This window comes from Desulfopila inferna (genome assembly GCF_016919005.1).
GTDB classification, from domain to species: domain Bacteria; phylum Desulfobacterota; class Desulfobulbia; order Desulfobulbales; family Desulfocapsaceae; genus Desulfopila_A; species Desulfopila_A inferna.
On sequence record NZ_JAFFQE010000009.1, the window covers coordinates 1 to 25,998 of the forward strand.

The window sequence follows — 25,998 nt, forward strand, 5'->3', positions numbered from 1 at the left end:
TTCCAAACCAGCTGGAAGTCAAATACAAAAATGCAGCACGGGAACTGGTATGGCAGTGGTTTTTTCCGGCAAAACAACTCACAGTTGTTGAAAATAACAATGAACTAAGGCGCTACCATGTACACGAGTCACTTTTGCAAAAAGCTCTAAGGACTGCCGTAAAGAAAGCCAAGATTCCCAAGCGGGTTACTTCACACACTTTTCGCCATTCCTTTGCCAGTCACCTTCTGCAGGCAAATTATGATATTCGAACCATTCAGGAGTTGATGGGCCACTCAGATGTAAGGACAACCATGATTTATACTCATACGGTGAAAAGTATGACGAAGAAAGAAGCAAGGAGCCCACTTGATTTTTAATATATTCACAGGCACTATTATCGTAAAAATAGTTGCGCCATGCAAAGGTTCCTCTGTACATCGACTAGATAAAAATGAGGGCATCGGCCTACTTTCAATTAAAGTGTCGAACCTCAAATAGCTATACAGAGATCCATCCCTTGAATGTAAAATAATGTAATAGCTTAAAATTTCTTCTATCTATAGTTTTATCGCGACTCAATCTTTATAACACACCATTCAACCTCATTATTCCGGGACAGTCCCGGGATACGACTATACAATTACAAGAGGAAGGAATGAGAAATAAAATGGCGGAAGTGCATGGGAATCGAACCCACCTGACAGGCTATTAACCCGCCACACCGGATTTGAAGTCCGGGAGAGCCACCAGTGCCCTATCCACTTCCGAGTGACATTCGGAGGAGACTATACTATTCGCTATTGACCTTGAAAACAACTTTTTACTATAATATCGAATTCGTTATTCACAAAGAATAATTTAGCGGGTATTATCTGCCGTTATGTTTATTTTTTACAGCATTACGACAAACCTTTAAGTATTCGAAAAATAGTTGCTATGAAGTGTGAAAGGCTCGTTGGTTTAACAAAAAAATGGTACATCCACGTAAGGGATGAGACCATGGCTCCCGCCAGGATGGTCCAATTCCTTAAAAATCATGTCTCTACCTGCGAAATCTGTCAGACAGATCCGGATATTGAGAGTGAGATAGAAAAAATCACCGAAATTATACTTCCTGAAAGCAAAATCCCCAAGGCTGTCCGCCTGCAGCAGGAACAGGATGATATCGCGGAGAATGCTGCCAGAGAGCAAGCTGAGGAAGGCGAAAAAAGTGACGATGAAGATGAAGACGAAGACACCGTAGAAGAAGAGGAAGAAACAGAAGAATACATGGATGACGACGATGATATCGAGGATGACGATCTCGACGATCTCGACTGATCTTCTTTGGTTCCAACAGAAATACCGAGAAACTAAAAAAGCGGAACGCAAGTTTCGCTTTTTTATTTCCACTCCTGCAGTTTGCTCTGGATGAAATCCGCCACCTGCTGGTGCTGCTCAGCACCTTTACCACTGACCCGTAACGGTTCGCCAAAAGCTGTTTTTACCGGAATTTCCGGACAAAGCTTACCCAGATCCTTGGTAAATTTGCCGTTGCGCCAGGCGTCGGTCTTCAGGGCCATTGGGATGATGGGCACATCCGCCCTTCCTGCCAGCTTGGTACCAATGCTGCCGAATTGAAGTGGATCAAAAGTGGTGGAACGCGTGGTCTGGGGAAAGACAATCACGGAAATACCGTTTTGCAGCCGGTCAACCCCTTCGGACATTACCTTCTTGAGGTCCTGACGCGGATTCGTCCTGGTTACCGCCACTGGATTTCGTGAGCGCATCACATACTTGAACACAGGATAGTCCAGCAGGCTCTCCTTCACCACAAAGGTGACCTTGGTATACGGAACGATAATCACCGGCAGGATCAGCGTCTCCATGATCGACATATGATTGCCGATAAAAACACACGGTCCGTCCAACTTCTCCAGATTTTGCAGACCGGAGATACTGAACTGCAATCCCGCTTTCTCCAAAAGCCTCAGCACCCGCAGGCTGTCAAGGGCCCAGTCGTTTTCTGAATAGCTGCCGTTTTTTGCTTTTGCGGCCGCCTGGTAGACCACGCTGATTAATTGGGGATAAAAAACAAGAGATGGAGCAACCTTACTGAGAAAAGAGGTTTCTTCCCGTACAGAGAGGTAGCGGGAGTCGCGAACATCGAGAAAATGCATGACAGGCTCGTAAGTGAAAAGAAGATCTTCCTTTATTGGCAGTTTCCTGAAAACTCTCCTCTGCATTCGTTCTGCACAGAACCAATGCAGTCGCAGAGGCCGGAATTGATTCCGACCCGAAACGTCCCAAGTCGAACTTTTTTTGCGACGCCATCATTTTCTACCCTAAATGAGAACGAAACTAAACCTTTTTTACTCTTCTTTCGATCTTTTGCAAACCAAGGTCAGCACCCCTGCGGCGGTTTGCCGAAACCACCTCCGCCCGGGGTCTCGATACGAAAAATATCACCCGGCTGCATCTCCACCTGATCATTGCCCTTGACCCTGACGATGCTGCCGTCTTTTCTGATCACGCTGTTCTCCCCGCATTTGCCGGCACAACCTCCGCAAAGTCCGTAGGGCTCAGTTTCCCGGTGAGATGAAAGGACCGTCGCCGTCATCGGTTCGAGAAAACGTATTTGCCGCACTACGCCGTCACCGCCGTGAAATTTACCATTGCCGCCTGAACCATGACGGATGCTGAAGGATTCGAGCCGCACCGGAAAACGCCATTCCACCACCTCCGGATCGGTCATTCTGGTGTTGGTCATGTGTGAATGGACAGCACTGGTGCCGTGATGATCCTGCCCTGCTCCGGTCCCGCCGCAGATCGTTTCATAGTTCTGGTAGACATCATTGCCGTAGACAAAATTATTCATGGTTCCCTGAGACGAAGCCAATACTCCCAGTGCCCCGAAAAGACAGTCGGTTATCATCTGGGATACCTCGGTATTCCCGGAGATCACGGCAGCCGGATACTCAGGACTGATCATGGTCCGTGGGGGAATGGTGATGGTGAGCGGCTTGAGACAACCTTCATTCAAAGGTATCTGATCGTTGACCAGGGTCCTGAAGACATACAGCACGGCAGCCTTGCAGACGGCCGTCGGGGCATTGTAATTGCCGCTGTTCTGCGGAGATGTGCCGCTGAAGTCAATGCTCGCCTGGCGCGCCTTTTTGTCAACCGTGATTTTAACCTTGATGACATTGCCGCCGTCCATGTGATAGACGAATTCACCATCCTTGAGCACATCGAGCACGCTGCGCACCGATTCCTCGGCGTTATCCTGCACATGCCCCATATATGCCTGAACAACATCGAGTCCGAAATGATCAATCATCTTGAGCAGTTCGTGCAGACCAGTCTCATTGGCAGCGATCTGGGCTGCCAGGTCGGCGGCATTCTGATCAATATTACGGCAGGGATATTTCCCCGAGGCCAGCAGGGCACGGGTCTCTTTCTCCCGAAACTCGCCCTCCTCCACCAGCAGAAAATTATCGATCAGCACACCTTCATCGTCAATATGGGTTGAATCAGGAGGGGACGATCCGGGCGTCTTGCCGCCGATATCGGCGTGATGGCCGCGGGCACCTACATAGAAAAGCACTGATCTGCCCTGCTCGTCAAATACAGGGGTGATCACTGTAACGTCAGGCAGGTGTGTGCCTCCATTATAGGGAGCATTGAGCATGTAGACATTACCGGGCTTCATGGTGCCCTGGTTTTCGCGGATGATGGTTTTCACCGACTCGCCCATCGAGCCAAGATGCACGGGCACATGGGGAGCATTGGCCACCAACTGCCCTTCAGCGTCAAAAACGGCGCAGGAGAAATCCAGGCGTTCCTTGATATTGACGGAATACGAGGTCTTGGCAAGGGTCGCGCCCATCTGCTCGGCGATGGACATGAAAAGATTATTAAATACCTCAAGCATCACCGGATCGACCTCGGTGCCGAGGGCCATGGCCTTGGGGCGTTCCTTATAGCGCGTCAGAATCAGGTGGCTTCGCGAATTGAGCTGCGCCTGCCAGCCCTCCTCGACAATAACGGTGCCGGTGCTTTCGCTGATGATGGCAGGGCCCTTGAGCAACTGGCCGACCAGGAGTTTCTCCCGTTTATAGAGTGGTACATCTTCCATTTTTGCACCGCTATACATCAGGACGTGGTCTGCGGCAACAGGTTCGGAGCAGTCAGACACATCGCTTTCGGGATCGATCAAGGGTTCATTGACTCCGATTCCTTCAACCGACACCGCCTCGATCACCAGCCCCCGCTCGCGGGCGACAAAGCCGAACTGCTGCTTATGCGCGGCCTCGAAGCTTGCCTGCATCTCCTCCACCGAGGCTTCGTCAACCAGAAGCGAGGTATCGGTGGCTTCATAGCGCAGGTGAACCTTGACTTCAACCTTGATTACATCCTCGCTGACTCCCTGCCTGGCAACCTCATCCCGCACCTCCTTTTCCAGTGGTTCGGCCATACGGCGGACGACTGCGGCCGCATCTGCGTCAAAATTCTTTTCCACCTGAACCTCCCGCATGGCGCGGACATCGGCAAGACCCATGCCGTAGGCGGAAAGTACTCCGGCAAAGGGATGGAGGAACACCCTCTTCATACCCAGGGCATCGGCCACCGGGCAGGCATGCTGGCCACCTGCGCCGCCGAAGCAGTTGAGTGTATACTCGGTGACGTCATAGCCCCGCTGCACAGAAATCTGCTTGATGGCGTTTGCCATATTCTCCACCGCGATTGTGAGGAACCCTTCCGCAACTTTCTGCGGAGACTGCAGCGGCTTGCCGGTGGCCTTGCTGATATTCTCAGCCAGTTCGGCAAAGCGTTTATGCACCACCTCGACGTCAAGCGGCTGGTCTGCCTTCGGCCCGAAGACACTGGGAAAATGATGCGGCTGGATTTTGCCGAGCATCACGTTGCAGTCCGTAACCGTCAGCGGGCCTCCCCGCAGATAGCAGGCAGGCCCCGGATTGGCCCCTGCCGAATCCGGTCCCACCCGATAGCGGGAGCCATCAAAATGGAGAATAGAGCCTCCGCCTGCGGCAACGGTATGGATATGCATCATCGGCGCCCGCATGCGTACACCGGCAACCATAGTCTCGAAGCTCCGTTCGAATTCACCATTGTAGTGCGCGACATCGGTGGAGGTGCCGCCCATATCAAAGCCGATTATTTTGCCATAACCGCTCATCGAGGCAGTCCTCACCATGCCCACTACTCCACCTGCCGGTCCTGAAAGGATGGCGTCCTTGCCCTGGAACATCTTGGCGTCGGTGAGCCCTCCGTTTGACTGCATGAACATGAGCCGTGGCCCCTCTCCAAGCTGAGCCGCCACCTGTTCGACATAACGCCTGAGAATGGGCGAGAGATAGGCATCGACAACTGTGGTGTCTCCCCGCGAAATCAACTTCATCAAGGGACTTACTTCGCTGCTGATTGATATCCGGGTGAAGCCTGTTTCTTTGGCGATGGCGGCCACCTGCTGCTCATGGAGCGGATTGCGGTAACCATGCATGAAGGCGATAGCCACCGAACGGATACCCTTCTCATAGGCCTTTTTCATATCTTTTCGTGCAGCGTCGAGATCTACAGGGATAAGTTCCTTTCCGGCTGCATCCAGACGTTCCTGAACCTCGACAACCTCCTCGTACAGCAACTCCGGCAGAACTATATGACGCTCAAACAGTTTCGGCCGGGTTTGATAGCCGATCCTCAGGGCATCGCCGAACCCCTTGGTGGTCACGAAGAGGGTACGGTCGCCCTTCCTCTCCAGCAGAGCGTTTGTGGCCACAGTGGTGCCCATTTTCACACTCTCTATCAGATCTTCAGGGATGGCTTCATCCCGGCGCAGTCCCATCAGTTCGCGAATCCCCTGAACTGCCGCGTCGCTATAATGTTCCGGATTTTCCGAAAGCAGCTTATGTGTCACCAGACTGCCGTCCGGTCTTTTTGCCACTACATCGGTAAAGGTACCGCCACGGTCTATCCAGACCTGCCATTTGCTCATCTGCCTGACTCCTGGTTAAAGTCGAGTTGTTACTATTGGTGATCCCGAAAAAAGCGATCGTAGTTACTCTCACTTCACAAAATCTGAAACTCTATCAAAGCAATCATGTTAATTTTTTATCGACATATTGTCAATAATATGACAATATGTCGAGGAATAATGAATATGTCAACTCCCATCGGTTGTTCAGAGCGATTTAATCGCCCAGGTGGAAGTAATAATTTGTAAATTGGTTTGTAATTCATTACGATAATATCACTATATCATTATCCGTCGAGGAATATAACAAACAATTACAGCGAACATCTCATTACGGAAATTTCTATAGATTTTTAAGGGAGGAATACTATTCGAAGGGTCTCAAGATAGGCGGCTATCCGCCTGAGCAACAATTGAATTCAGAAAAGGAGAACAAAATGAAATCTATTGGACGCAAATTTTTTCTTACATTCACCAGTTTGGTGGGAATCTGCAGTCTGGCGACATTGAGCTCCGCAGCAACCTGGGATATGCCTACTCCCTATCCCGACAAAACCTTTCATACCCAGAACATTATTCAGTTTACCGAAGAGGTTGATGAGCTAACCTCAGGCAATCTCAAGATCAAGGTACATTCCGCGGGATCTCTTTTCAAGCATCCTGAAATTAAAAATGCGGTTCGTGGCGGTCAAGTTCCTATCGGAGAAGTTTTCGTCTCACTGCTCTCCAATGAACATGCCGTTTTCGGAGCCGATTCCCAGCCCTTTCTTGCCACCAATTACGACCAGGCCCAGAAGCTGTGGGATGCCCAGAAAGGCGTAGTTGAAACACTGCTCGACAAACAGGGACTGATGCCGCTTTTTTCCGTGGCCTGGCCACCTCAGGGACTCTATACAAAGAAAAAGATTGAGAGCGTCGATGATCTCAAAGGCATCAAGTTCAGAGCCTATAACGCTACTCTGGAAAAATTTGCAAATCTGGTCGGTGCAGCTCCAACGCAAGTAGAGGTACCTGATATCCCTCAGGCTTTTGCCACCGGTAGAGTCGAGGCGATGATCACCTCACCCTCAACCGGCGCCAATTCCAATGCCTGGGACTTCGTCACCTATTATACCGATATCCAGGCCTGGCTTCCGAAAAACATCGTTTTCGTCAACAAAAAAGCCTTCCGCAAACTGAGCGATGAGGATCAGAAGGCAGTTCTGACAGCCGCGGCCAATGCCGAGAAGCGTGGCTGGGAAATGAGCAAGGAGGAAACCGAAGCCAAAACGGCTATTCTCGAGGAAAACGGAGTTATCATCGTCACCCCTAGCGATGAGCTGATGCAGGGACTTCATGAAGTCGGTGATAAGATGCTGGAGGACTGGAAGAAAGAGGCGGGTCCCGAAGGCGAGATTCTTCTCGAGGCTTTCCAAAAATAAGATAAATCCAGGGGCTTCCCTGGGAAGCCCCTTAGTTCAGCGGAGAAAGTATGTGGGAAGTTAAGGAGAGCCTGCTGCGCAGAAACCTCAACAGACTGTATTTATGGAGTGGATGGCTTGCCGGGGCGTTTATTGCCGCCATTTTTCTTCTTGTGCTGTGTCAGGTGGGTCTGAACCTCATTGACCGCCTGAGCGGTTTGATGACAGGAAAGGCTGTCGGCTTAACTATCCCTTCCTATGCTGATTTCACCGGATTTTTTCTTGCTGCGGCATCCTTTCTGGCCCTTGCCCATACCCTGCGCCAGGGCGGCCATATCCGGGTCAGTCTTGTTATCGCTCAGCTCGACAGAAAGATGCGCCATATCTTTGAAATCTGGTGCCTGCTCCTGACGACACCGGTCTCTGCCTATTTCACCTGGTACACCATTTCGCTCACCCGTGAATCATATACCTACCACGATCTCTCCCCCGGCATGGTTGCCGTACCCCTATGGATTCCTCAATCAGCCATGTCTCTGGGGCTGGCAATATTGACAATCGCCCTCATCGATGAACTTCTTGCTACTTTAAGGGGCGGCAAGCCCAGCTATGCGGGAGCCGGCGAAAGGCTTCTTGACGATGATGATCCCACCTCATAACTTTTCCGGAGATATGCATGTCTGAAGTAGCTCTGACCCTTTTTTTGCTGCTCATCCTTTTTGCTTTGCTGGGCAGCGGGATCTGGGTTGCTTTTTCACTGTTGAGTGTCGGCATGGTCGGCATGTTGGTTTTTACCGAAGCACCGTTGGGGGATGTTCTTGCCACAACAGTCTGGGGAGCGAGCAATTCCTGGTCGCTGGCAGCATTACCCCTCTTTATCTGGATGGGCGAGATCCTTTTCCGCTCACGGCTCTCCGAGGACATGTTTTCCGGGCTCTCTCCCTGGCTTACCCATCTTCCGGGCAGGCTGCTTCATGTCAATATCCTGGGCTGCGCCATATTTGCCGCGGTGTCGGGATCATCGGCGGCAACCGCCGCTACCATCGGCAAAATGTCGATCCCGGAACTTTCCAAACGCAAGTATCCGGAACACATGCTGATAGGTACCCTGGCCGGATCAGCCACCCTCGGCCTGTTGATTCCGCCATCCATTATCCTGATCGTCTACGGGGTGGCCACCGAGCAATCCATCGCCAGACTTTTTATCGGCGGCCTGCTCCCGGGGCTCCTGCTTGTCGGGTTGTTTGTCGGTTATGTCGTAATCTGGTCGCTTGCCAATCCGGAAAAGATCCCACCCGGCGAGACATCGCTTTCATTTGCCGAAAAAATCAAACGTTCACGACGCCTCATTCCGGTAGTCCTGCTGATTGCCGGAGTTATAGGTTCGATTTACTCCGGTATTGCTTCACCTACCGACGCAGCCGCCGTCGGTGTGGCTCTGTCCCTCCTTCTTTCCAAATATACGGGGACGTTGAACATGCGAACCTTTTTCGATGGATTGATGGGAGCCACCAAAACCTCGTGCATGATCGCCTTCATTCTGGCGGGTGCAGCTTTTCTTACGGTTGCCATGGGATTTACCGGCATCCCCAAAATGCTTGCCGTCTGGATTGCCACACTCGGTCTTTCGCCCTATGCTCTTCTTGGTGCGTTGACCGTCTTTTTCATCATACTCGGCTGTTTTCTCGATGGTATATCGGTTGTGGTTCTTACCACGTCGGTGATCATGCCTATGGTGGAGCAGGCTGGAATCGACCCGCTATGGTTCGGTATTTTTATTGTCATCGTGGTGGAGATGTCTCAGATAACCCCGCCCGTCGGCTTCAACCTCTTCGTCATTCAGGGTTTGACCGGGCTGAATATTCTCAAGGTGGCCTATGCTGCCATTCCCTTCTTTCTCCTGCTGATGGTCGCCCTGATCCTCATCGTGGCGTTCCCCTCCATCGTCACCGTGCTTCCCAATATGATGGGAGGCTGATTGCTGAGAGGCTGATTTAATGTCCCAATTTCGACAGGTTCCAGCCTGAGTGGAGATTGGGGCAGGAGGAAACTGAAGGCAATCTACAGCGAGGCGGCAGCCCTGGAGGCCTGGTCATAAAGGCCGGAGAGAAGACGTAGCAGGGATGCTGTTTCGCTCACCTCGCCGCCGTCCTGCTCCAGATTTCTGTAGACCGAAGTAAGACAGCGCTCGCGGATCTCCCGGTATATTCTACAGGCTTCAGAGCCTTCCGTGGTGGTGGAATAAAATATTTCCTTACCCCGCTTCTCTTTGTGAACCAGATCGAGCTTCACCAATTTTTTCAATGAATAGTTGACCGTATGGTGGTCTTCAATATGCAGGACAAAGCAGATATCGACAAGCCTCTTTTCTTTGCTGCGATGATTGACATTATGGAGAACAAGAACATCGAGGGGGCTGAAATCTCTATAGCCTGCGGCGTTCATGCAGCGTATCATCCAACGGGAAAAGGCATTGTAGGCAATGATCATGCCGTATTCAAACTCACTGAGGTGCCAGCTATCCGGCGAAGTGAGATGCTCGGACGAGACTATAGGGACAACAGGCTTGGGAGTTTCCGGTATATCACTCATTTTAATTCTTTGCTGATTATAAATGAGACTCAGCCAGTTTCATGGTGTCGGCCTTCGGCTGATTCTCATCGATTATTTGATAGTTGAATACGTTTCCTGAACTAAAGATACCATTCTTATCCAGGAAAACCAACCAAATCAGCTGAAAACGAGCCAGAATAGCCTGAATTTAACGGCAAATTGTCGTCTTTTTGCTGTCGTTTTCTTGCCTCACACAGATAGTTACTCTTGCTTCTGGTCTGTTCCGGGGTCCCCTACTGGTCATGAATAATTCCACCCTGAATGGCAGGTAGGAAGAGTGGCCATGGAAACACACCGTCATGAGTAAGTCGAAGCACGAAAAAATCACCAACCCCTGATCCGCTCGTATTCGTATAAGGATAGAGAGGCTGCTCACCCTCTGGCCCCAGCCATGGAGCATCACTTTTACCGGTAATGAAGATTTCCCCGCTCCGACCAGTCGTCACATTTACTCCGAGATCAAACGTAGATCCGAAGAAGCCGTGTGAGATGTAACCGCCGTTCCCGTTCAGTATCAGCAGATAAATATCATTCGATACCTGTCCTCCATGAGTCAGTGCCGGTTGGATACCGCCAGGCCCGAGCCACCCTGAAGCGCTTTGTCCGGTAAGATAGAGCGTTTCCCTTTCGTCGATGGCAATGCCAAGACTTTGCTCAAAGTCGGCTGAACCATAAAAAGTGTGCCAACGATAGGTTCCTTCGCTGGTCAGCTTGACGGCTACGGTATCATAATTGCCGGTGTAGGTGTTGAGCGGCGGAATTGCTCCGGGTCCGTTCCAGCTGTTATCGCTGCGCCCGGTGAAGTAAATATCGTCATCCTTGCCCAGCACCAGGCCGCCATAGGCAGGATCGATGGACTCAGAACCATAAAAGGTATGCCACTGATAAGTACCGTTACTGTTCAACTTGAGTACCAGCATGTCATAAAATGTGCTCAAGGCATGCAAAGGGCTCTGACCGGCTGGCCCGCTCCAGGTGCAATAGCTCTCGCCAAGAACAATAGGATCACCATTGCTATCCACCTGGATATCAAACCCACCATCCTGGGCCGAAGAGCAACCAGGAGAGTCACCCTTCCCGTAAAAGGTGTGCCAGACATCATGGCCATTGGCGTCGAGTTTGAGCACGAAGATGTCCAGCAAACCGGTATAGCTGTTGAGGGGGGCCGCCAGTCCGCCCCAATCCGCGCTACTGCTTCCCGTTATAAAGAAAGAGTCGTCGCTCAGGGCCAGGCTCCTGCCACTGTCATCACCCGGTCCACCGAAGAAGGTATGCCATTTGTAGTTGCCGTCACTGTCCAACTTGAGCAAGAAACCATCTTTGGGACCGCCTCTGAACGAATTGATAGGGCTGCTGTCAAATAACCATCCCAACGGGCCATCCCAGGAGGCTCCACTGGAGCCTAAAACATAGATACCGCCGTCGGCACCTACCTGGATTTCAGTGCCGGAATCATCACCTGGAGAGCCGTAAAAAGTATGCCACAAATACTTGCCGGCGCTGTTAAACTTGACAACCATGAGATCAGAACCACCACTATGGCTATGGAGAGGCGTCCTCCCAAATCCGCCCCAAGGCGCAAAAATCCAGGAATCATTACTGTATCCAGCGACATAGATATTGCCGTCACTGTCGACCGCCACATCTTGGCCGCTATCTGTATCGCTCGATCCCAGGAACAGATGCCACTCATAAACCGGATCTATCAGCAATGGCCGGGTAGAATCATATTTGCCGACCTCGAACCCCAGACTGCCGTCTTTGTGCATTGCAAACCGGACGTCTACCGGTCGCTTTTCTTCCTCATGCTCCTGCCACGCTATTGGTGGGCTGAGGGTAAACATTCCCTTTTCGCCAAAATCCGAGAGTTGGAGCACACCTTTTTCAGTAACGCTAGCGACTCTATCATACCTGAAACGAATAGCACGTGGATCCGTTCCCGCTTGGATACGGTACAGGCTTTCCATGATTTCAGAATCTTTTGTTTCAAACCGAAGGTCGACACCAGGCCAGAGATTTCGATACTCCACTACTTCACTATTTTCTCGTCGGGGATCCGCTCCAGTCGTTCCCTGGTAAATTTCCGTCAATACCTACCCATTTCCTGCAATATACATTCGATCTTTTGCAAAACCGATCACATGGCGTTTCGACTCCATTTGAATCGTCTTGTCGGGTTCACCGAATTTTTGTCCATGTCCAGGGAAACCAGATGAAAGGGAATTACCTGTGTCCATGAAAGTTAAGGGATGTCCTGCTTTCGCCGTGAAGGCATTACAACAAGCCAGGAACAGGGCACATACGAAACACAAAACTATCTTTGCTTTTCCCATCGTGGTCTCCTTTATCACGAAGAAGAATGATTTACCTCTCGTTCGAGAGCCAAAGCAAAACTATAAACGAATCCTGTGAATTCCGAGAACAGACTGTTACCAGGCCGATCTGTGCATCTATCTGCAAACCAATACGTTCCGTTGTTAGATAATTAGTTCAACATGCCAAATCATGACGTAATGCGCAAGCATTATGTTATTGTAAATGCATTGTAATTGCAGAGAAAGAGTGTTTATCTAGTCTTGAAATATTTTTTTTTGCATGATAATTCTCAGAGTCGCAACAATCTTATATCTCAATACCTCACACTTATGTTGGGCCGGTCTCATCGGCAGCGATGTCTCTGCCCTGATCGAATCATCGGAGCCGTAAAAGGTATGCCGTTGGTGCTGCCCGACTGATCAGCTGGGCGCCGAAAGGAGGAATAACTATTTCTTTATGTCCAGGATTTGCAGGCTTGAAAGAATTACTCTCATTCTATCCGCCTTTTCCGGATCAGCACTTTTAATGAGTTGCCGGGTAAGCTTAGCATCTGTGTTCTGGTGCCGAAGGGATAAAAAAAGAAAACCCGAACCATCAAGTCACTCTCTACAAGGTGCTTAATGTGTTCGGGTTTAAAAAAAGAGGGGCCCTGCAACAATGTTCCGTTAACAGGGCCAATATGTAAAAGCCCAGATCGGGCTGTTGGAAACTTGGTGGCGATGCAGGGAATTACACCGGATCGAATCTCGCCTCACCTAAGTTATTGTTTTTAGGTGATCATAATCTCCATCCCACTCTCGTGTGGATAAAGAAAGGTCTTTCTACAATACTATGATTTACAAGTCAAGACTTTTTTTGATGAGGTTTATTGCGGTCTTTTGAATTCATTAAAATGATATCAATGCTCGGTATATCCAGTGGATTCAAGGAAGAATCTGCGCCACTTTCGAAGGCCCCATCTGTAACAGGCAGACAGATACTTCCTGCAATTACCCATCAATTAAAAGTAACTTCTACAACAAGCTGAGTATACACAGCTTCATATCTTGAGATCACATTTCCAACACTCGTTATCAATTATACGGCAATGAAACTCGGGCTCTTGACGCTATCGAGCATCTCTGAATAGTAGAGCACCTGCCTAAATCATCTTTAATAGTGATCATCTTTGCAATTCTTCACTTCCGTTTTTAGTCTTCCCGCAACTTCAACCCTTCAAGTTCGAGGCGTTTCAGAAGTTTCACCAGGTAAATTGATTGTTTTACCGACGGAATTCTTTCCGGTATCGCAGCCCTGTTGCAAGAAGGTAATCCCGGTGGCCCATGGCGTTAAGCAGGGCCTCGCGGAGGGCGCCTTCCGGCAGTTCCAGCCGCTCTTTACGTTCAAAGCCGATTTCGTAGGCTGTATTGAGATGGGCCAGCAGGTAATTGACCGCCGCCTGATAATTGCTTAGGAAATCTGCGTCATAAACCTTTTGGTCGAGGATGCGGCTTGTTGTCCTGCCTTGAAACAGGCAGCAGTTGACGGCGGATCCTGGCACCACCAAGGAGGAGGTAGAACAAAGGAGTAGAGAACCGGCATAGGTCATCCGTCGCTGTTTGAGCAGGCCCAGATTTTCGAGCAGCCTCTCTGAGTCCAGCGCAGGCGTGATGTCGCAAATCCGGACCAGTTCATCATAGGCGACTCGGTTCAGATCTGAGGGCCAATTAAAGCGGTCATTTGTCTTCTCATCAAAATAGACCAGACCCTCGCGATAGAAAAACTCCCTGATCTCATCCCGATTCATCTGCTGGCAGGTTGCGCCTTCACGCAGATAGAATTTACCCGATGAGCTGTGTGGCTTGAATCGACTCGCCGGGACAGAGACGACAAGAACACCTGCCACCTCTTCACACTCCACCATCAGAGGAGGTTCGAGGTTACGGGCTATGGACTGCACTTCGGAGTGCAGATTGGGTTTCGGTAAATATTCAGCATAAATTCCAAATTAGAAGTAGTTCCCAAAAATTGAACAAGCTGTTAAGTTGCAAATCTGCTACTTATAGTACCCAATATAGGACTCTAATGAAGTCGCAGAAAATGGCAAAAAGAACGAGAAGGAGACACTCAGCAGCATTTAAGGCAAAAGTCGCTATGGCAGCAGCGATGCCTGGAGATAAAACACTGGCAGAACTAGCTCAGCATTTTGAAATGCATCCTAATCAGATCACCACTTATAAAAAGCAATTGAGCGAAGATGCTGCCTGCAAAGATTGGGCAGCTGACGTTGGAAAATGATTTTTAGAAGATTTGCTCACCAAGGTGGAATTATTGAGCGCACAGCGCTGATAGACCACACCCATTCTCAAACAAACTGAATTTTCCCATCGATTTTCAAAAAATAGATGCAGAAAACTATATATTTACATATTGGATATTTTAAAACTGGTTCGACTTCGATTCAATTTTTATTGAGTCAGAATTATAAAAGGTTGTTAAAAAAAGGCGTTCTCTATCCAAAAACAGGCAGAAGAGGATACAAAGGGCAACATCATAGTGCCATTCCTCTTTTAATGTGTGTAAAAGCAGGACTTCATTGTCCTCCATGGTTCAAAAATTCCTTCTCTCTTAAAGCCGACCCTGAAGTTTTGATAAAAAAACTTGTTTCTGAAATTGACTCTTTTGCTGGAGATACTGTTGTTTTGAGTTCTGAAGAATTTGTGCGTTTAGGAGTTGCAGAAGGACAGGCACATCTTAGTAGATTAAGAAAATATTTAGATAAATATGAGATAAAGATCGTCTGCTATATACGTCGTCAAGATGATTACATAGAGTCAATGTATAATGAAATCGTTAAATGTGGAGGAGTACCAGTCAATATTTCTGAGAATGGTGGAAAACCTTTTCTCGGAGGATTTCACGATTATCATAAATGCCTTTCAATATGGTCAGAAATTTTCGGTAAAAACAATATAATAATGAGAATTTTTGATAAAGAAAGTTTGCCTCACGGTGTGAGTGTTGATTTTGCTGATATTTTACAAATAGATGACATCGAGACGCTGAAAGAAATCAGAATGAACCCACGGATTGATAATAAATATGTTGAAGTAATGAGACTGTGTAATCAAAAAGCCCGAAACAAAAGGGAGCTAGAGGCGGTAAGGGATTTTTTTTCTAATTTGACACACCAGGAGCAGGAAAATATTAGCAGGCAAAAATACAGATTACTTAGCCTTGATCAGCGAAAACAGATTTTGGAATATTATAAAAAATGCAATAGATGTATGGGTAAGACATTTTTTCAAAGCAAAGAAGGGATTTTCAATGATATTGCTGAAAGTACACATTTAGATATAAATAATAGGGATGCAGAAAATGAAATGATGCAATATTGGGAATCGATCAAGGACTCAAAGTATTATAACAATGCTCCTTTTTTAAAAAGTTTTAATTCTTTCGTCTATGTATATTCATTATATAAGAAAGCTGTCTCCCATTTTTTTTCAACCTAGCACCATGTACGAACAAAAACTTCGCATATATTCGAATTATTTACCAAAAAAATAAAGCCAGCATCAGCACTACTTAGTGTCTGTCCAAAATTCATACAAACTTCCTTCCATCTCTTTGTGAGCAGCGTTGCTGAGGATCTTGCAAGTAAAACCCAATAGTCGATGAGATTTGCCTATGTCAACACATTTACAGGTTTTGGCCTGACGTATACCTGAACGGACGATAACGTATAATAATTTTCGCACATTTAGAATGAAGAGGTGGCCTCAACATGGTTAATTGGCAGTCGCCAAACGTTAACCATCAACCAGAGGAAAAGGCCACCATGAGAAGAGATTATACAAAGAAATTAAGCAATGTCATCGAGATTAACGAATCTCAGATTCAAGATCATCTTGGAGAACTCGTCCGCGGAACTGTTGAGGAGACCATCAATGCTATGCTTGACGCCGAAGCAGATGCCCTCTGTAACGCCTCAAGATATGAACGCAGTGAGGCTCGCAAAGACACCCGAGCCGGATATTACAAGAGAAACCTGCACACTAAAGCCGGTGAGGTGGAATTAAAAGTGCCCAAACTCCGGCAGCAGAAGTTCGAAACAGCGATTATCGAACGTTACCGAAGACGGGAATCCTCCGTTGAAGAGGCCATGATCGAGATGTACCTGGCAGGTGTCTCTGTTCGTCGTGTTGAAGATATAACGCAGGCTCTATGGGGAACAAAGGTCAGCCCTGGTACAGTCTCAAACCTGAACAAAAAGATCTATGCCCGTATCGAAAAGTGGCGGAATCGTCCGATCAAGGGTGAACATCCATACGTTTATCTCGATGGAATTGTGCTTAAGCGCACCTGGGCTGGTGAGGTAAGAAACGTTTCTGTCCTTGTTGCCGTTGGAGTATCACACAGCGGCCACCGGGAGATACTGGGAGTTGCCGAAGGAGCCAAGGAGGACAGAGCCGGATGGTCCGGTTTCCTGCAGCATTTGAAAGAGCGTGGTTTGCAAGGAGCAAGGTTAATCATCAGCGATGCCTGTATGGGGCTGGTTGAATCGGTTGGTGATTATTTTCCAGAAGCGATGTGGCAACGATGCACTGTTCATTTCTATCGCAATATCTTCAGCGTAGTGCCAAAGGCCAAGATGAAAGAGGTGACCATCATGCTCAAGGCAATTCATGCCTCTGAAGATCTCCAGGCGGCACATGAAAAAGCTGCAGCGGTAGAGGTAAAGATGAGAAAAATGAAGCTCTACCAGGCGGCTGATAAGCTCAAGGAAGGCATTGCCGAGACATTGACGTATTACAGTTTTCCAAGCCAACACTGGCGTAGAATCAGAACAAACAATCCTCTGGAAAGGATCATGCGGAAGATCCGCCGCAGGACCAATGTTGTAGGCGCCTTTCCCGATGGCAATTCCGCACTGATGCTGGTTGCTGCACGGCTTCGTCATATAGCTGGAACCAAGTGGAGTACTAAGCGCTATCTGAATATGCAGTTGCTGAGAGAGTTGGAGATAGAAAAGCAGATGGAGGTAGCGTGAGGAGCACAGCAGTGCCAAAATACAAGATCAAGCCCTCCGGGTGCTCGCTTCGCTCACAACCTTGTATTTTGCCCCTTTGCTGCGCTTGACCAGAAATTGAAAGAAAAGGAAAAAAATGAATTAAACGGCTACCTCAAAATCAAATGTGCGAAAAATATTTGACACTACCTGGCGGAGTGAACCACTCTCGCTGAGGCCGAAGAGTTGATGCGAGGGGAGCAAGAAAAGCTGCATGTATGCGTTCTTGTCTCCTCGGGTTGAATACAAAAGTAATCCAAGGTGCTTCTGATTATTGAATAAAGGAAGCGATGCTTCTTGCTCTAAATCTGGCTGCTCGTAGCGCCCCAGTACGGAGAGAATATCTGAACTCAGTCTTGCCGACAAGAGCTTTCAAGTCCTTTGGAATACGTAAGCTGAAGATATAGCCGGAAGATGACTGATACAGGAATGCAGGTTGTGCGGAAAAAGAAAAGCCCATCGTTTACCTCCTCTCGTGTGTATAACGAGGGTGGATAAAGATGGGCCTAAAATCGCTGACTTGTGAATTTATTCAGCAATATCATTAACTTGGTGGCGATGCAGGGAATTGAACCCCGGACAACACGGATATGAGCCGTGTGCTCTAACCATCTGAGCTACATCGCCATTCAATAAGGGGAAAATAATTACTCTATTCAAGAAAGAGTGTCAACATCTTTTTCCGCTCTCTTTCACCTGATTTGCCGGCCGGATTCCCTGGCTCAAAGACCGGACGGCGGTATAAAATAAGGCGATAATATCTCTACCGATATTAGAAAAGGAGGACCACAGCAAGAGCGGTCCTCCTTCTTTATATACTACACTCACTATGTGAGTTCAGGCTGATTGGAACTGGCTTACATCATTCCGCCCATTCCACCCATTCCGCCCATGCCGCCCATTCCTGGAGGCATTCCACCACCGCCGCCTGCATTCTCATCAGGAATCTCAGCGATGACACACTCCGTGGTCAGCAGCATGCCGGCAACTGAAGCAGCATTCTGCAGAGCGGTTCTGGTAACCTTAGCCGGATCGATAACACCGGCTTTAATAAGGTCTTCATATTCTTCGGAGGTCGCATTGAAGCCTTCCGCGCCGGTGAGGGTTTTAACATGCTCAACGATAACGGAACCTTCACGCCCGGCGTTGGAAGCGATCTGACGAACCGGCTCCTCAAGTGCACGCAGCAGGATGTTCCTGCCAAGCTTCTGCTCTCCCTTGAGCTCGAGGGCAGCGAGGGCAGCGAGGCAACGAATATAGGCGACGCCGCCGCCAGGAACAACGCCCTCTTCGACAGCTGCACGGGTAGCATTAAGAGCATCCTCAACACGAGCTTTCTTTTCTTTCATTTCAATCTCGGTTGCAGCTCCGACATTGATGACGGCAACACCGCCGATCAGTTTTGCCAGACGCTCCTGGAGCTTCTCGCGGTCATAATCGGAAGTGGTATCTTCGATCATGGTACGGATCTGCTTGACGCGGCCGGCCAGTGCCTCTTTGTCGCCGGCGCCGTCAACGATTGTGGTATTGTCCTTATCAACCACGATGCGTTTACAGGTTCCGAGGTCATTGACGGTAACATTCTCGAGCTTGATGCCGAGATCTTCGGTGATGACCTGTCCACCGGTGAGAATGGCGATATCTTCGAGCATAGCTTTTCTGCGATCACCGAAACCGGGAGCTTTAACCGCGGCAACATTGAGGGTTCCGCGCAGTTTGTTGACAACCAGAGTCGCCAGCGCTTCGCCGTCTACATCTTCAGCGATGATGAAAAGGCCTTTGCCCATTTTAGCTACGGACTCAAGTACCGGCAGGAGATCTTTCATGCTGGATACCTTCTTCTCCACCAGGAGAATATAGGGATCTTCCATGGAAACTTCCATACGGTCGGGATCGGTGACAAAATAGGGAGAGAGGTAGCCGCGATCAAACTGCATACCTTCAACGACGTCCAGAGTGGTATCCATGGACTTAGCTTCTTCCACTGTGATAACGCCCTCTTTACCAACCTTATCCATGGCCTCGGCAATGATGTTACCGATGGTCTCGTCGCTGTTGGCGGAAATCGTACCGACCTGGGCAATCTCTTTCTGCTCTTTGGTCGGGGTGGCGATTTTAGCAAGCTCACTGACAACAAGCTCTACACTTTTGTCAATGCCGCGTTTGATTTCCATGGGGTTTCCGCCTGCAGCAACCAGCTTGACGCCTTCTCTGTAGATAGCCTGAGCGAGAAGGGTTGCCGTGGTGGTACCGTCACCAGCCACGTCGGAAGTTTTCGAGGCAACCTCACGCACCATCTGGGCGCCCATGTTCTCAAATTTATCTTCGAGTTCGATTTCCTTGGCAACGGTCACACCATCTTTAGTAATAGTGGGCGCTCCAAAGGATTTCTCCATGAGAACGTTGCGTCCTTTGGGACCGAGAGTTACTTTGACAGCGTTGGCAAGAGTGTTGACGCCTGTGAGGATGCGTTCACGGGCTTTGACTCCATAAATGATATCTTTTCCAGCCATTATCTTATTCTCCTTTTGTTATCTTCCCTGCGGTGCAAGGGCGGATATGAGGGGTATAATTACTTATTCTATAATTCCAAGAACGTCATCTTCACGCATGATGAGATAGTCTTCACCATCAAGCTTTACGTCTGTTCCGCCGTATTTAGAAAAGAGTACACGATCACCCTCTTTCACCTGGAGGGCAACACGTTCACCTTTATCGTTATTTTTTCCTGGCCCAACCGCTACAACCTCGCCCTCTGCCGGCTTCTCTTTTGCACTGTCAGGAATAATAATTCCACCTGCAGTTTTTGCCTCTTCCTCCAATCTTTTGACCAGAAGACGATCGTTTAATGGACGAATTTTCATTACTTCCTCCTATCTACATTAATTTCTACTATGATGAGTGGCCGCACATCGACCTCCCAGTTAAAAAAATAACCCGGACCCGGGTCACAAATTTGAGACTGGCCAAAATATATGGTTGGAAAATTAAAAATCAAGGGGCGGCTGCAAAAAAATGCTGCCGCCCCTTACTACGACTCAACCAATTGTAATTCTGTAAAAATGATGAGGAGAAAAATGCCGAAAGCCTTTAGCAGACACGCACTGACCAGTTAAAACTATCTTCTTTTTCACCAAACTGGATTTTTTGCAGCTCATCATAAAATTTCCGGGCAAGTTCACCGGTTTTGCCCTCATTGATGAGGTAGGTCTCGCTCTTATAGGAGAGTTCTCCCACTGGAGATATTACCGCAGCGGTTCCGGTAGCAAAGGCCTCCTGCAAACTGTTGTCCCGGGAAGCAGCGATTACCTCATCGATTGTCAGCCGCCTTTCGACTACAGGAATACCCCACTGGCCTGCTAGTTTGATGACCGAATCTCTGCTTAGCCCCGGAAGGATCGATCCTCCAAGGGGAGGAGTGATCAGTTCGCCATTGATGCGGAAAAAGATATTGCTGGTGCCGACTTCCTCAATATATTTGTGTTCACAGGCATCCAGCCACAGCACCTGGGTATAGCCGGCGTTTCTGGCTTCTTCCGAAGCCATCAGGGATGCGGCATAATTCCCGGCTGTTTTGGCTTCACCGACCCCACCTTTAACGGCTCTGGCATATTTGTCGGAGACGTAGATTTTTGTCGGATTGAATCCCTCGGCGTAATAGGCGCCGACGGGGGAGAGGATAATGAAAAAATAGTAACTGCCTGAAGGCTTGAGGCCCAGCATCGGTTCCATGGCAACCATGGTCGGTCTGATATAGAGCGTCGCTCCGGGTGCCGACGGTATCCATTCCCGTTCCAGGTAAAGCAGAGCCTTGAGGCCTTTAAATACCTTCTCCACGGGAAGGCGGGGCATGCACATACGCACCGCCGAGGAATTCATACGTTCAAAGTTATCCTTGGGCCGGAACAGGAAGATCTGCTCATCTTTTCCGCGATAAGCCTTCATTCCCTCAAAGATGGCCTGGCCATAATGGAATACCATGGCCGCCGGGCTGATGTTGAAATCCTGAAAGGGGCAGATTTCCGCGTCGTGCCAGCCCTGTTCCCTGTTCCATTTCATCAGAAACATGTGATCTGTAAAATGAACGCCAAAGCCGAGATTGCCCTGATCAGGTTTTTGCTTCAGCTGCTTCTTGTCTAATTTTTTCAGAGTAACCTCAAGATCTTGCCACATCGATCCAATCTCCTTAAGATGCCGTTATTTTCCTTTTCTAAATGGACCATACATTATATACTACTGCACGTCCGGTGTCTTCCACCGGATGGTACTTCACAAAACATTAAGGATACTCCAGCTGACTTTATTTTGGCAATGGTAATTGCATTTTCCCCTAGCATTACTGATCTCGACACCTTTTAATGGATAACCAACTCACACCGTATGACCAACAGCCCCAGGGACTCAGTCCCATGGGAGTCAAATTCTTTCTGCTGGTCTTCTTCATCTCCATTTTTTTTCTCGGCAAGATACTCTGGCCATTCTGGTCCATTCTGGTGCTGTCCTTCCTGCTCTCCAGCCTGTTTCGTCCGATATATGCTTTATTTAACAGGAAACTGCCGCCGAAGTCGGCCTCGGTACTCACCTGCCTTCTGGTCGTCACTATTGTCTTTATCCCTCTACTTTTCTTTACCCTTGCCTTAACCGAAGAGGCCTTGGGGCTTTATCAATGGGGCAGGGACAGCCGGGTTGGTCTCAAACTGCAGGAATTTATTCAGGAAAGCCCTATTATCGTCAACTTGAGGAACTACCTGGGTGAAGTCGGCTTTGACTTCAGGCCCTCTCAGGTGACCGACACCTTGTCCTATCTTGCCAAAACTGGAGGATTATTTCTCTACAATCAGGCGAGCAGCTGGGCTGCCAATATTCTCCAGTTCGTGGTCCTCTTTTTTATGATGATTCTGGTGATTTTCTTTCTCCTCATCGATCAGCCCAGGCTCATTGAGTTCATCATCAGATTATCCCCTCTTCCGGATGATGAAGATAGACTTCTACTCGGAAAATTTGAAGAAATCGCTAATGCCATTCTCAAGGGAAACGGTATCTGCGGCCTGATCCAGGGTATTCTCGGCGGCGCCATGTTTTCAATTCTCGGTCTCAATTCCCCCATTCTCTGGGGTGGAGTCATGGTCGTCCTCGCCTTCCTGCCCATCTTTGGAATTGGGCTGGTGATGATCCCTGCCGCCATTATTCTGGTGGTAAACGGCAATGTCGGACAAGGAATTTTTCTCTTTTTTTTCTACCTGATACTTTCACTTGCCATGGAGTATCTCTTCAAACCGAAGCTTGTCGGCGACCAGGTGAAAATGCACACACTGCTGGTATTCCTTTCTATCATCGGCGGCCTCAGTGTTTACGGGGTCCTGGGTATTATCTACGGTCCTCTGATTGTCACCGCCTTCCTGACGCTCTCAGAGATTTATTTGAAGAAATACGACGATTATATACAAAAACATTAAGGCAGTGCCTGATAAATTGCCATAGAAAAGGAAGCACGGCAGGTTTCTCCCCCTGGCCTGAAAAACCTTCTCCCACTCCTTCCCCAATCCGATATCGGAGTTTCCTGTAATTAGAGCACTTCTGATAGGTTATAAGTATTGGACACATTGAATCATTCAGGATACTAATTTCTGAAAACAGCGGTATCTCCGACGATGCAAACCGCTCATCACCTTAACTTCCCGGAAGCGCAAAGCTTTTACCAATGTATTATAAATCACTTACCCATGAGCAAAACTGTAAGAGCCATACCACCTTTTTTCGCCGTTATTCTGATATGTATTTTTGTAGAGCCTGTGCGTTCAACCATCGAACAGCTTTTCTTCCTCTTCAGTCTTTGTGATGTCGACACCATTAAAGGCTACATCCTGAGCTTTGGCATATGGGCACCTCTGATATCTTTTGCCTTAATGCTGTTTCAGTCACTCATCGCCCCGTTGCCTGCGTTCCTGATAACCTTTGCCAACGCCGCTATTTTCGGCTGGATTTTCGGCGCGCTGCTTTCATGGGCAAGCGCTATGGCCGGTGCTGCCCTCTGTTTTGGTATTGCCCGATATTTCGGCAGGGAAGTGACGGAAAAACTGACATCCAAAATGGCTTTGGGCGAAGTCGACCGTTTCTTCAAACAGCATGGAAAATATACCATTCTGATTGCCCGCCTCCTCCCCTTTGTCTCTTTTGACATTGTCAGTTACGCCGCCGGTCTAACTTCCATGAGCTTCCGTTCGTTTTTCTGGGCCACGGGCATCGGTCAGCTTCCGGCAACTCTTATCTATTCCTACGCCGGCGGAATGCTTAGCGGCAACAGTCGAACTTTCGTACTTGGCCTGCTCAGCCTTTTTGCCTTCTCGGTCCTGATCGTTCTTCTCAAAAAAGTTTGGTCGAAAAAACAACCGGCACAAATCTCATAAACAGGAGTATTTTTGAAAAATGAAACATCTGATTATTACTGGGGCGGCTATTGCAATTGTCGCCGCTGTCGGCCTTATTTCATGGTCCGCCAGGAACAACCCTCCGGAAACGAACCCGGCCGCAATTAACGAGATCGACCTGTCTCTTTACAAAAATGGAGCGAATATTTTTATCACCCCTGAAGAACTCCTCGAAAAGCTGCTGGATAAAAACCTTGTCATTCTTGATGGAAATCACCCAAAGGTTTACGCCAAAGGTCATATCCCGGGGGCTATAAATATCGGCTTCAAAGGTCTTTCGGGATCTCAGGGAAAGCCCGGTGATGCGGGATGGGGAACGATTCTGCCACCCAAAGATTTGAAGGCAAAACTTGAATCCTTCGGAATAACCAAGGAATCATTGATTGTCTGTTACTCTGATACTTTCAAGGGTCCGGGAGCCGGCGGCAGGGCCGTATGGCAGCTGCGTATGGCCGGGCTCGACAATGTCAGGCTGCTCTATGGCGGCATGTCCCTGTGGCGCCAAGCGGGCTACGAGTTGACCCGGGAGATTCCGGAAATCACTCCCTCAGCAGGACTGGTGCTGCAGCCATACAATGAAAATTATCGCGCCGACCTTCACTTTGTCTCGACTCACCTGGATAAACTCAAGATTATCGATGTGCGCAGCAAAAAGGAATACAGCGGAGATGACACCTCACGCGGTGAAGCACGAGGGGGTCATATTAAAAATGCCGAATGGCTTGAATGGACAACCCTGCTTAATCCCGACTCCACTCCCAAATCATCCAAGGAGATTATCGCTCTTCTGGCGGCAATGGGAGTGAATCCGGATGATGATTTCGTTCTCTACTGAACCATGGGTATTCGATCGGGCTACACAGCCATGATCCTCAAAGCAGTTGGCTTTGAAAAAGTACGAAACTACGAAGCATCTATCTATGAATGGTCCGCCCTTCACGAATTGCCGATGGAGACTGGCCTGTAATAAAACGAAGGAAGAACAAACGTGCAGGCAATACAAAAAATAGCGAAAGAATGTGTCTCCTGCGAACTCTGCCGAAAAGAGTGTGCCTTTCTCCGGGAAAACGGCAGCCCCGGGGAAATCAGCACAAATTTTCTTGCCGGCCCGGCGGCAGAGTTTACCATGGTCTTTCATTGTAATCTCTGTGGCCTGTGCCAGGCGGTCTGTCCGAAAAAACTCGATTGTTCCGCAGCATTTCTGCTGATGCGTGAAACGGTGCAGAGTACCTCCGGGAGCCGCCATAACGGCGACTCTGTCCTTCAGGGGCATAGGACGATCTGCCGTTATGAGGCATTGGGCACATCTTCTTTGCTCTCCCTGCACCTTCTTCCGGATAGTTGCGATACGATCTTTTTTCCGGGGTGCACACTGACAGCTACACGCTCATCCGTTACCCGCGCCACCTACGAACATCTGAGAACCATCACCCCGACTATGGGTATCGTCCTTGACTGCTGCACCAAGCCGTCTCACGACCTTGGTTTAAATGAAAGATTTCATACATCTTTTACCACTCTGATCAACAAGCTGCAGGACAGGGGCATTAAAAAAATCGTCACCGCCTGCCCCAGCTGCTACATCACCTTTAAAAACCATGCCCCGCAATTTGATACCTTGACCGTCTATCAGGTGCTCGCCGAAAGCCCGCCGCCGCTGCACAATCATTGTGCCCTGAAGATTTCCATACATGACACCTGTACAGCCCGTTTCTCCCCGGAGATCCATGATTCCATCCGCATCCTTGCGTCTTACGCCGGCGCCGACATCGTCGAGATGCCGCACAGCCGCTCAAGAGCCATCTGCTGTGGCGAGGGTGCGGGGGCTGCAGGTATTGCACCAGAGATCACTGCAGGGTGGAGCAGCATCAGGGAACAGGAAGCCCGGGGATGCAGAGTAGTGACCTATTGCGCTGGCTGCTCAACCTCCCTGGCAGGCAAGGTTGCCGGCAGCCATATCCTCGACCTTCTCTTTGCTCCGGAACAGACACTGCATCATAAAGAGAAAACAGCAAAACCGCCGTTTACCTATATCAACCGCTTCCTCCTGAAAAAACAGCTGCAGAGATCCATGAATCTCGCAAGAAACCGACTACCTAATCCACTTAGTTAAAAAATTCTGTAGATTTCGTGCATGCAGATAGAAAAGGATTTCTTATTCTTGCTGAAACAATCTCCGATTGTTTTTCTGAGATTCGATGTTTATATATTCGTCCTAGGCCCCCAGGCAGAACA

General features: G+C 48.8%; 21 protein-coding genes, 2 tRNA genes and 1 pseudogene. 12 read left to right on the top strand and 12 right to left on the bottom strand.

All coding sequences use genetic code 11. The features are described from left to right. Positions 1–359, top strand: a 359-nt coding sequence (locus tag JWG88_RS18620) for a tyrosine-type recombinase/integrase (RefSeq protein WP_240194608.1), incomplete at its 5' end; no start/stop codon positions are given. A 291-nt stretch (positions 360–650) separates the two neighbouring features. Here JWG88_RS18620 and JWG88_RS18625 read toward each other — a convergent pair. Beyond that, a tRNA-Sec gene (locus tag JWG88_RS18625) sits at positions 651–748 on the bottom strand. Positions 749–981: 233 nt separating this feature from the next. Between JWG88_RS18625 and JWG88_RS18630 the strand changes: the two genes are divergently transcribed. Beyond that, on the top strand, positions 982–1,302 hold the full coding sequence (locus JWG88_RS18630; protein WP_205235309.1) for a hypothetical protein: 321 nt from the start codon (positions 982–984) through the stop codon (positions 1,300–1,302). A gap of 62 nt (positions 1,303–1,364) precedes the next feature. On the opposite strand, the gene JWG88_RS18635 is transcribed toward JWG88_RS18630, so the two are convergent. Both JWG88_RS18635 and JWG88_RS18640 read right to left on the bottom strand, forming a co-directional pair. After that, positions 1,365–2,207, bottom strand: coding sequence for a lysophospholipid acyltransferase family protein (locus tag JWG88_RS18635; protein WP_240194609.1), 843 nt, complete (start codon positions 2,205–2,207; stop codon positions 1,365–1,367). 158 nt (positions 2,208–2,365) lie between these two features. Further along, positions 2,366–5,977, bottom strand: coding sequence for a hydantoinase B/oxoprolinase family protein (locus JWG88_RS18640; protein WP_205235310.1), 3,612 nt, complete (start codon positions 5,975–5,977; stop codon positions 2,366–2,368). Between the two features lie 416 nt (positions 5,978–6,393). Between JWG88_RS18640 and JWG88_RS18645 the strand changes: the two genes are divergently transcribed. The 3 genes from JWG88_RS18645 to JWG88_RS18655 are packed head-to-tail and all read left to right on the top strand — an operon-like array spanning position 6,394 to position 9,334. Beyond that, positions 6,394–7,377 (top strand): TRAP transporter substrate-binding protein, encoded by a 984-nt coding sequence (locus JWG88_RS18645; RefSeq protein WP_205235311.1) that lies wholly within the window; start codon positions 6,394–6,396, stop codon positions 7,375–7,377. Positions 7,378–7,427: 50 nt separating this feature from the next. Beyond that, entirely contained in the window at positions 7,428–8,015 is a 588-nt protein-coding gene (locus tag JWG88_RS18650; protein WP_240194610.1) for a TRAP transporter small permease, read from the top strand. 17 nt (positions 8,016–8,032) lie between these two features. After that, a complete protein-coding gene (locus tag JWG88_RS18655) occupies positions 8,033–9,334 on the top strand; it encodes a TRAP transporter large permease (protein ID WP_205235312.1) in 1,302 nt (433 codons plus the stop codon). An 83-nt stretch (positions 9,335–9,417) separates the two neighbouring features. On the opposite strand, the gene JWG88_RS18660 is transcribed toward JWG88_RS18655, so the two are convergent. The 4 genes from JWG88_RS18660 to JWG88_RS18675 all read right to left on the bottom strand — a co-directional run bounded on the left by JWG88_RS18660 (position 9,418) and on the right by JWG88_RS18675 (position 14,224). Then, on the bottom strand, positions 9,418–9,948 hold the full coding sequence (locus JWG88_RS18660) for a winged helix DNA-binding protein (RefSeq protein WP_205235313.1): 531 nt from the start codon (positions 9,946–9,948) through the stop codon (positions 9,418–9,420). 254 nt (positions 9,949–10,202) lie between these two features. Then, on the bottom strand, positions 10,203–12,059 hold the full coding sequence (locus JWG88_RS18665) for a DUF7948 domain-containing protein (RefSeq protein ID WP_205235314.1): 1,857 nt from the start codon (positions 12,057–12,059) through the stop codon (positions 10,203–10,205). A gap of 3 nt (positions 12,060–12,062) precedes the next feature. Next, positions 12,063–12,302 (bottom strand): hypothetical protein, encoded by a 240-nt coding sequence (locus JWG88_RS18670; protein ID WP_205235315.1) that lies wholly within the window; start codon positions 12,300–12,302, stop codon positions 12,063–12,065. 1,244 nt (positions 12,303–13,546) lie between these two features. Continuing rightward, the gene (locus JWG88_RS18675) at positions 13,547–14,224 is read right to left on the bottom strand and encodes an AlbA family DNA-binding domain-containing protein (protein WP_205235316.1); all 678 of its coding nucleotides are present in this window, start codon (positions 14,222–14,224) and stop codon (positions 13,547–13,549) included. Positions 14,225–14,364: 140 nt separating this feature from the next. On the opposite strand from JWG88_RS18675, the pseudogene JWG88_RS18680 reads away from it, so the two are divergent. The 3 genes and pseudogenes from JWG88_RS18680 to JWG88_RS18690 all read left to right on the top strand — a co-directional run. Then, positions 14,365–14,627: pseudogene (locus JWG88_RS18680) on the top strand (IS3 family transposase); the annotation flags it as partial. A 42-nt stretch (positions 14,628–14,669) separates the two neighbouring features. Beyond that, positions 14,670–15,779: a hypothetical protein gene (locus JWG88_RS18685; protein ID WP_205235318.1), complete on the top strand. Its 1,110-nt coding sequence runs from the start codon at positions 14,670–14,672 to the stop codon at positions 15,777–15,779. 326 nt (positions 15,780–16,105) lie between these two features. Further along, the gene (locus JWG88_RS18690; protein WP_205235319.1) at positions 16,106–17,317 is read left to right on the top strand and encodes an IS256 family transposase; all 1,212 of its coding nucleotides are present in this window, start codon (positions 16,106–16,108) and stop codon (positions 17,315–17,317) included. Positions 17,318–17,606: 289 nt separating this feature from the next. On the opposite strand, the gene JWG88_RS22250 is transcribed toward JWG88_RS18690, so the two are convergent. The 5 genes from JWG88_RS22250 to JWG88_RS18710 form a co-directional block, all read right to left on the bottom strand. After that, positions 17,607–17,795: a DUF6538 domain-containing protein gene (locus tag JWG88_RS22250; RefSeq protein ID WP_353740704.1), complete on the bottom strand. Its 189-nt coding sequence runs from the start codon at positions 17,793–17,795 to the stop codon at positions 17,607–17,609. 90 nt (positions 17,796–17,885) lie between these two features. Continuing rightward, positions 17,886–17,962, bottom strand: a tRNA-Met gene (locus tag JWG88_RS18695). Between the two features lie 230 nt (positions 17,963–18,192). Next, positions 18,193–19,848 (bottom strand): chaperonin GroEL, encoded by a 1,656-nt coding sequence (gene groL / locus JWG88_RS18700; protein WP_205235320.1) that lies wholly within the window; start codon positions 19,846–19,848, stop codon positions 18,193–18,195. A 63-nt stretch (positions 19,849–19,911) separates the two neighbouring features. Next, on the bottom strand, positions 19,912–20,199 hold the full coding sequence (groES, locus tag JWG88_RS18705) for a co-chaperone GroES (protein WP_205235321.1): 288 nt from the start codon (positions 20,197–20,199) through the stop codon (positions 19,912–19,914). Positions 20,200–20,425: 226 nt separating this feature from the next. Then, a complete protein-coding gene (locus tag JWG88_RS18710; protein WP_205235322.1) occupies positions 20,426–21,508 on the bottom strand; it encodes a branched-chain amino acid aminotransferase in 1,083 nt (360 codons plus the stop codon). Between the two features lie 185 nt (positions 21,509–21,693). Between JWG88_RS18710 and JWG88_RS18715 the strand changes: the two genes are divergently transcribed. From JWG88_RS18715 to JWG88_RS18730, 4 genes are all read left to right on the top strand, one after another. Then, the gene (locus JWG88_RS18715) at positions 21,694–22,791 is read left to right on the top strand and encodes an AI-2E family transporter (protein WP_240194611.1); all 1,098 of its coding nucleotides are present in this window, start codon (positions 21,694–21,696) and stop codon (positions 22,789–22,791) included. A gap of 267 nt (positions 22,792–23,058) precedes the next feature. Continuing rightward, entirely contained in the window at positions 23,059–23,742 is a 684-nt protein-coding gene (locus tag JWG88_RS18720; protein WP_205235323.1) for a TVP38/TMEM64 family protein, read from the top strand. A gap of 19 nt (positions 23,743–23,761) precedes the next feature. Then, positions 23,762–24,598 (top strand): sulfurtransferase, encoded by an 837-nt coding sequence (locus JWG88_RS18725; RefSeq protein ID WP_205235324.1) that lies wholly within the window; start codon positions 23,762–23,764, stop codon positions 24,596–24,598. 153 nt (positions 24,599–24,751) lie between these two features. Then, a complete protein-coding gene (locus tag JWG88_RS18730; RefSeq protein ID WP_205235325.1) occupies positions 24,752–25,876 on the top strand; it encodes a heterodisulfide reductase-related iron-sulfur binding cluster in 1,125 nt (374 codons plus the stop codon). The last annotated feature ends 122 nt before the right edge of the window (positions 25,877–25,998 follow it).

Excerpts from the sequence above, each read along its gene's own strand:
- JWG88_RS18645 (WP_205235311.1), top strand. The coding sequence starts at position 6,394 with ATGAAATCTATTGGACGCAAATTTTTTCTTACATTCACCAGTTTGGTG.
- JWG88_RS18715 (WP_240194611.1), top strand. The coding sequence starts at position 21,694 with ATGGATAACCAACTCACACCGTATGACCAACAGCCCCAGGGACTCAGT.
- JWG88_RS18660 (WP_205235313.1), bottom strand. The coding sequence starts at position 9,948 with ATGAGTGATATACCGGAAACTCCCAAGCCTGTTGTCCCTATAGTCTCG.
- JWG88_RS18685 (WP_205235318.1), top strand. The coding sequence starts at position 14,670 with ATGCAGAAAACTATATATTTACATATTGGATATTTTAAAACTGGTTCG.
- JWG88_RS18670 (WP_205235315.1), bottom strand. The coding sequence starts at position 12,302 with ATGGGAAAAGCAAAGATAGTTTTGTGTTTCGTATGTGCCCTGTTCCTG.
- JWG88_RS18690 (WP_205235319.1), top strand. The coding sequence starts at position 16,106 with ATGAGAAGAGATTATACAAAGAAATTAAGCAATGTCATCGAGATTAAC.
- groL (WP_205235320.1), bottom strand. The coding sequence starts at position 19,848 with ATGGCTGGAAAAGATATCATTTATGGAGTCAAAGCCCGTGAACGCATC.
- JWG88_RS18710 (WP_205235322.1), bottom strand. The coding sequence starts at position 21,508 with ATGTGGCAAGATCTTGAGGTTACTCTGAAAAAATTAGACAAGAAGCAG.
- JWG88_RS18630 (WP_205235309.1), top strand. The coding sequence starts at position 982 with ATGGCTCCCGCCAGGATGGTCCAATTCCTTAAAAATCATGTCTCTACC.
- JWG88_RS18720 (WP_205235323.1), top strand. The coding sequence starts at position 23,059 with ATGAGCAAAACTGTAAGAGCCATACCACCTTTTTTCGCCGTTATTCTG.
- groES (WP_205235321.1), bottom strand. The coding sequence starts at position 20,199 with ATGAAAATTCGTCCATTAAACGATCGTCTTCTGGTCAAAAGATTGGAG.
- JWG88_RS18635 (WP_240194609.1), bottom strand. The coding sequence starts at position 2,207 with ATGCAGAGGAGAGTTTTCAGGAAACTGCCAATAAAGGAAGATCTTCTT.
- JWG88_RS18725 (WP_205235324.1), top strand. The coding sequence starts at position 23,762 with ATGAAACATCTGATTATTACTGGGGCGGCTATTGCAATTGTCGCCGCT.
- JWG88_RS18640 (WP_205235310.1), bottom strand. The coding sequence starts at position 5,977 with ATGAGCAAATGGCAGGTCTGGATAGACCGTGGCGGTACCTTTACCGAT.
- JWG88_RS18655 (WP_205235312.1), top strand. The coding sequence starts at position 8,033 with ATGTCTGAAGTAGCTCTGACCCTTTTTTTGCTGCTCATCCTTTTTGCT.
- JWG88_RS22250 (WP_353740704.1), bottom strand. The coding sequence starts at position 17,795 with ATGGGCTTTTCTTTTTCCGCACAACCTGCATTCCTGTATCAGTCATCT.
- JWG88_RS18650 (WP_240194610.1), top strand. The coding sequence starts at position 7,428 with ATGTGGGAAGTTAAGGAGAGCCTGCTGCGCAGAAACCTCAACAGACTG.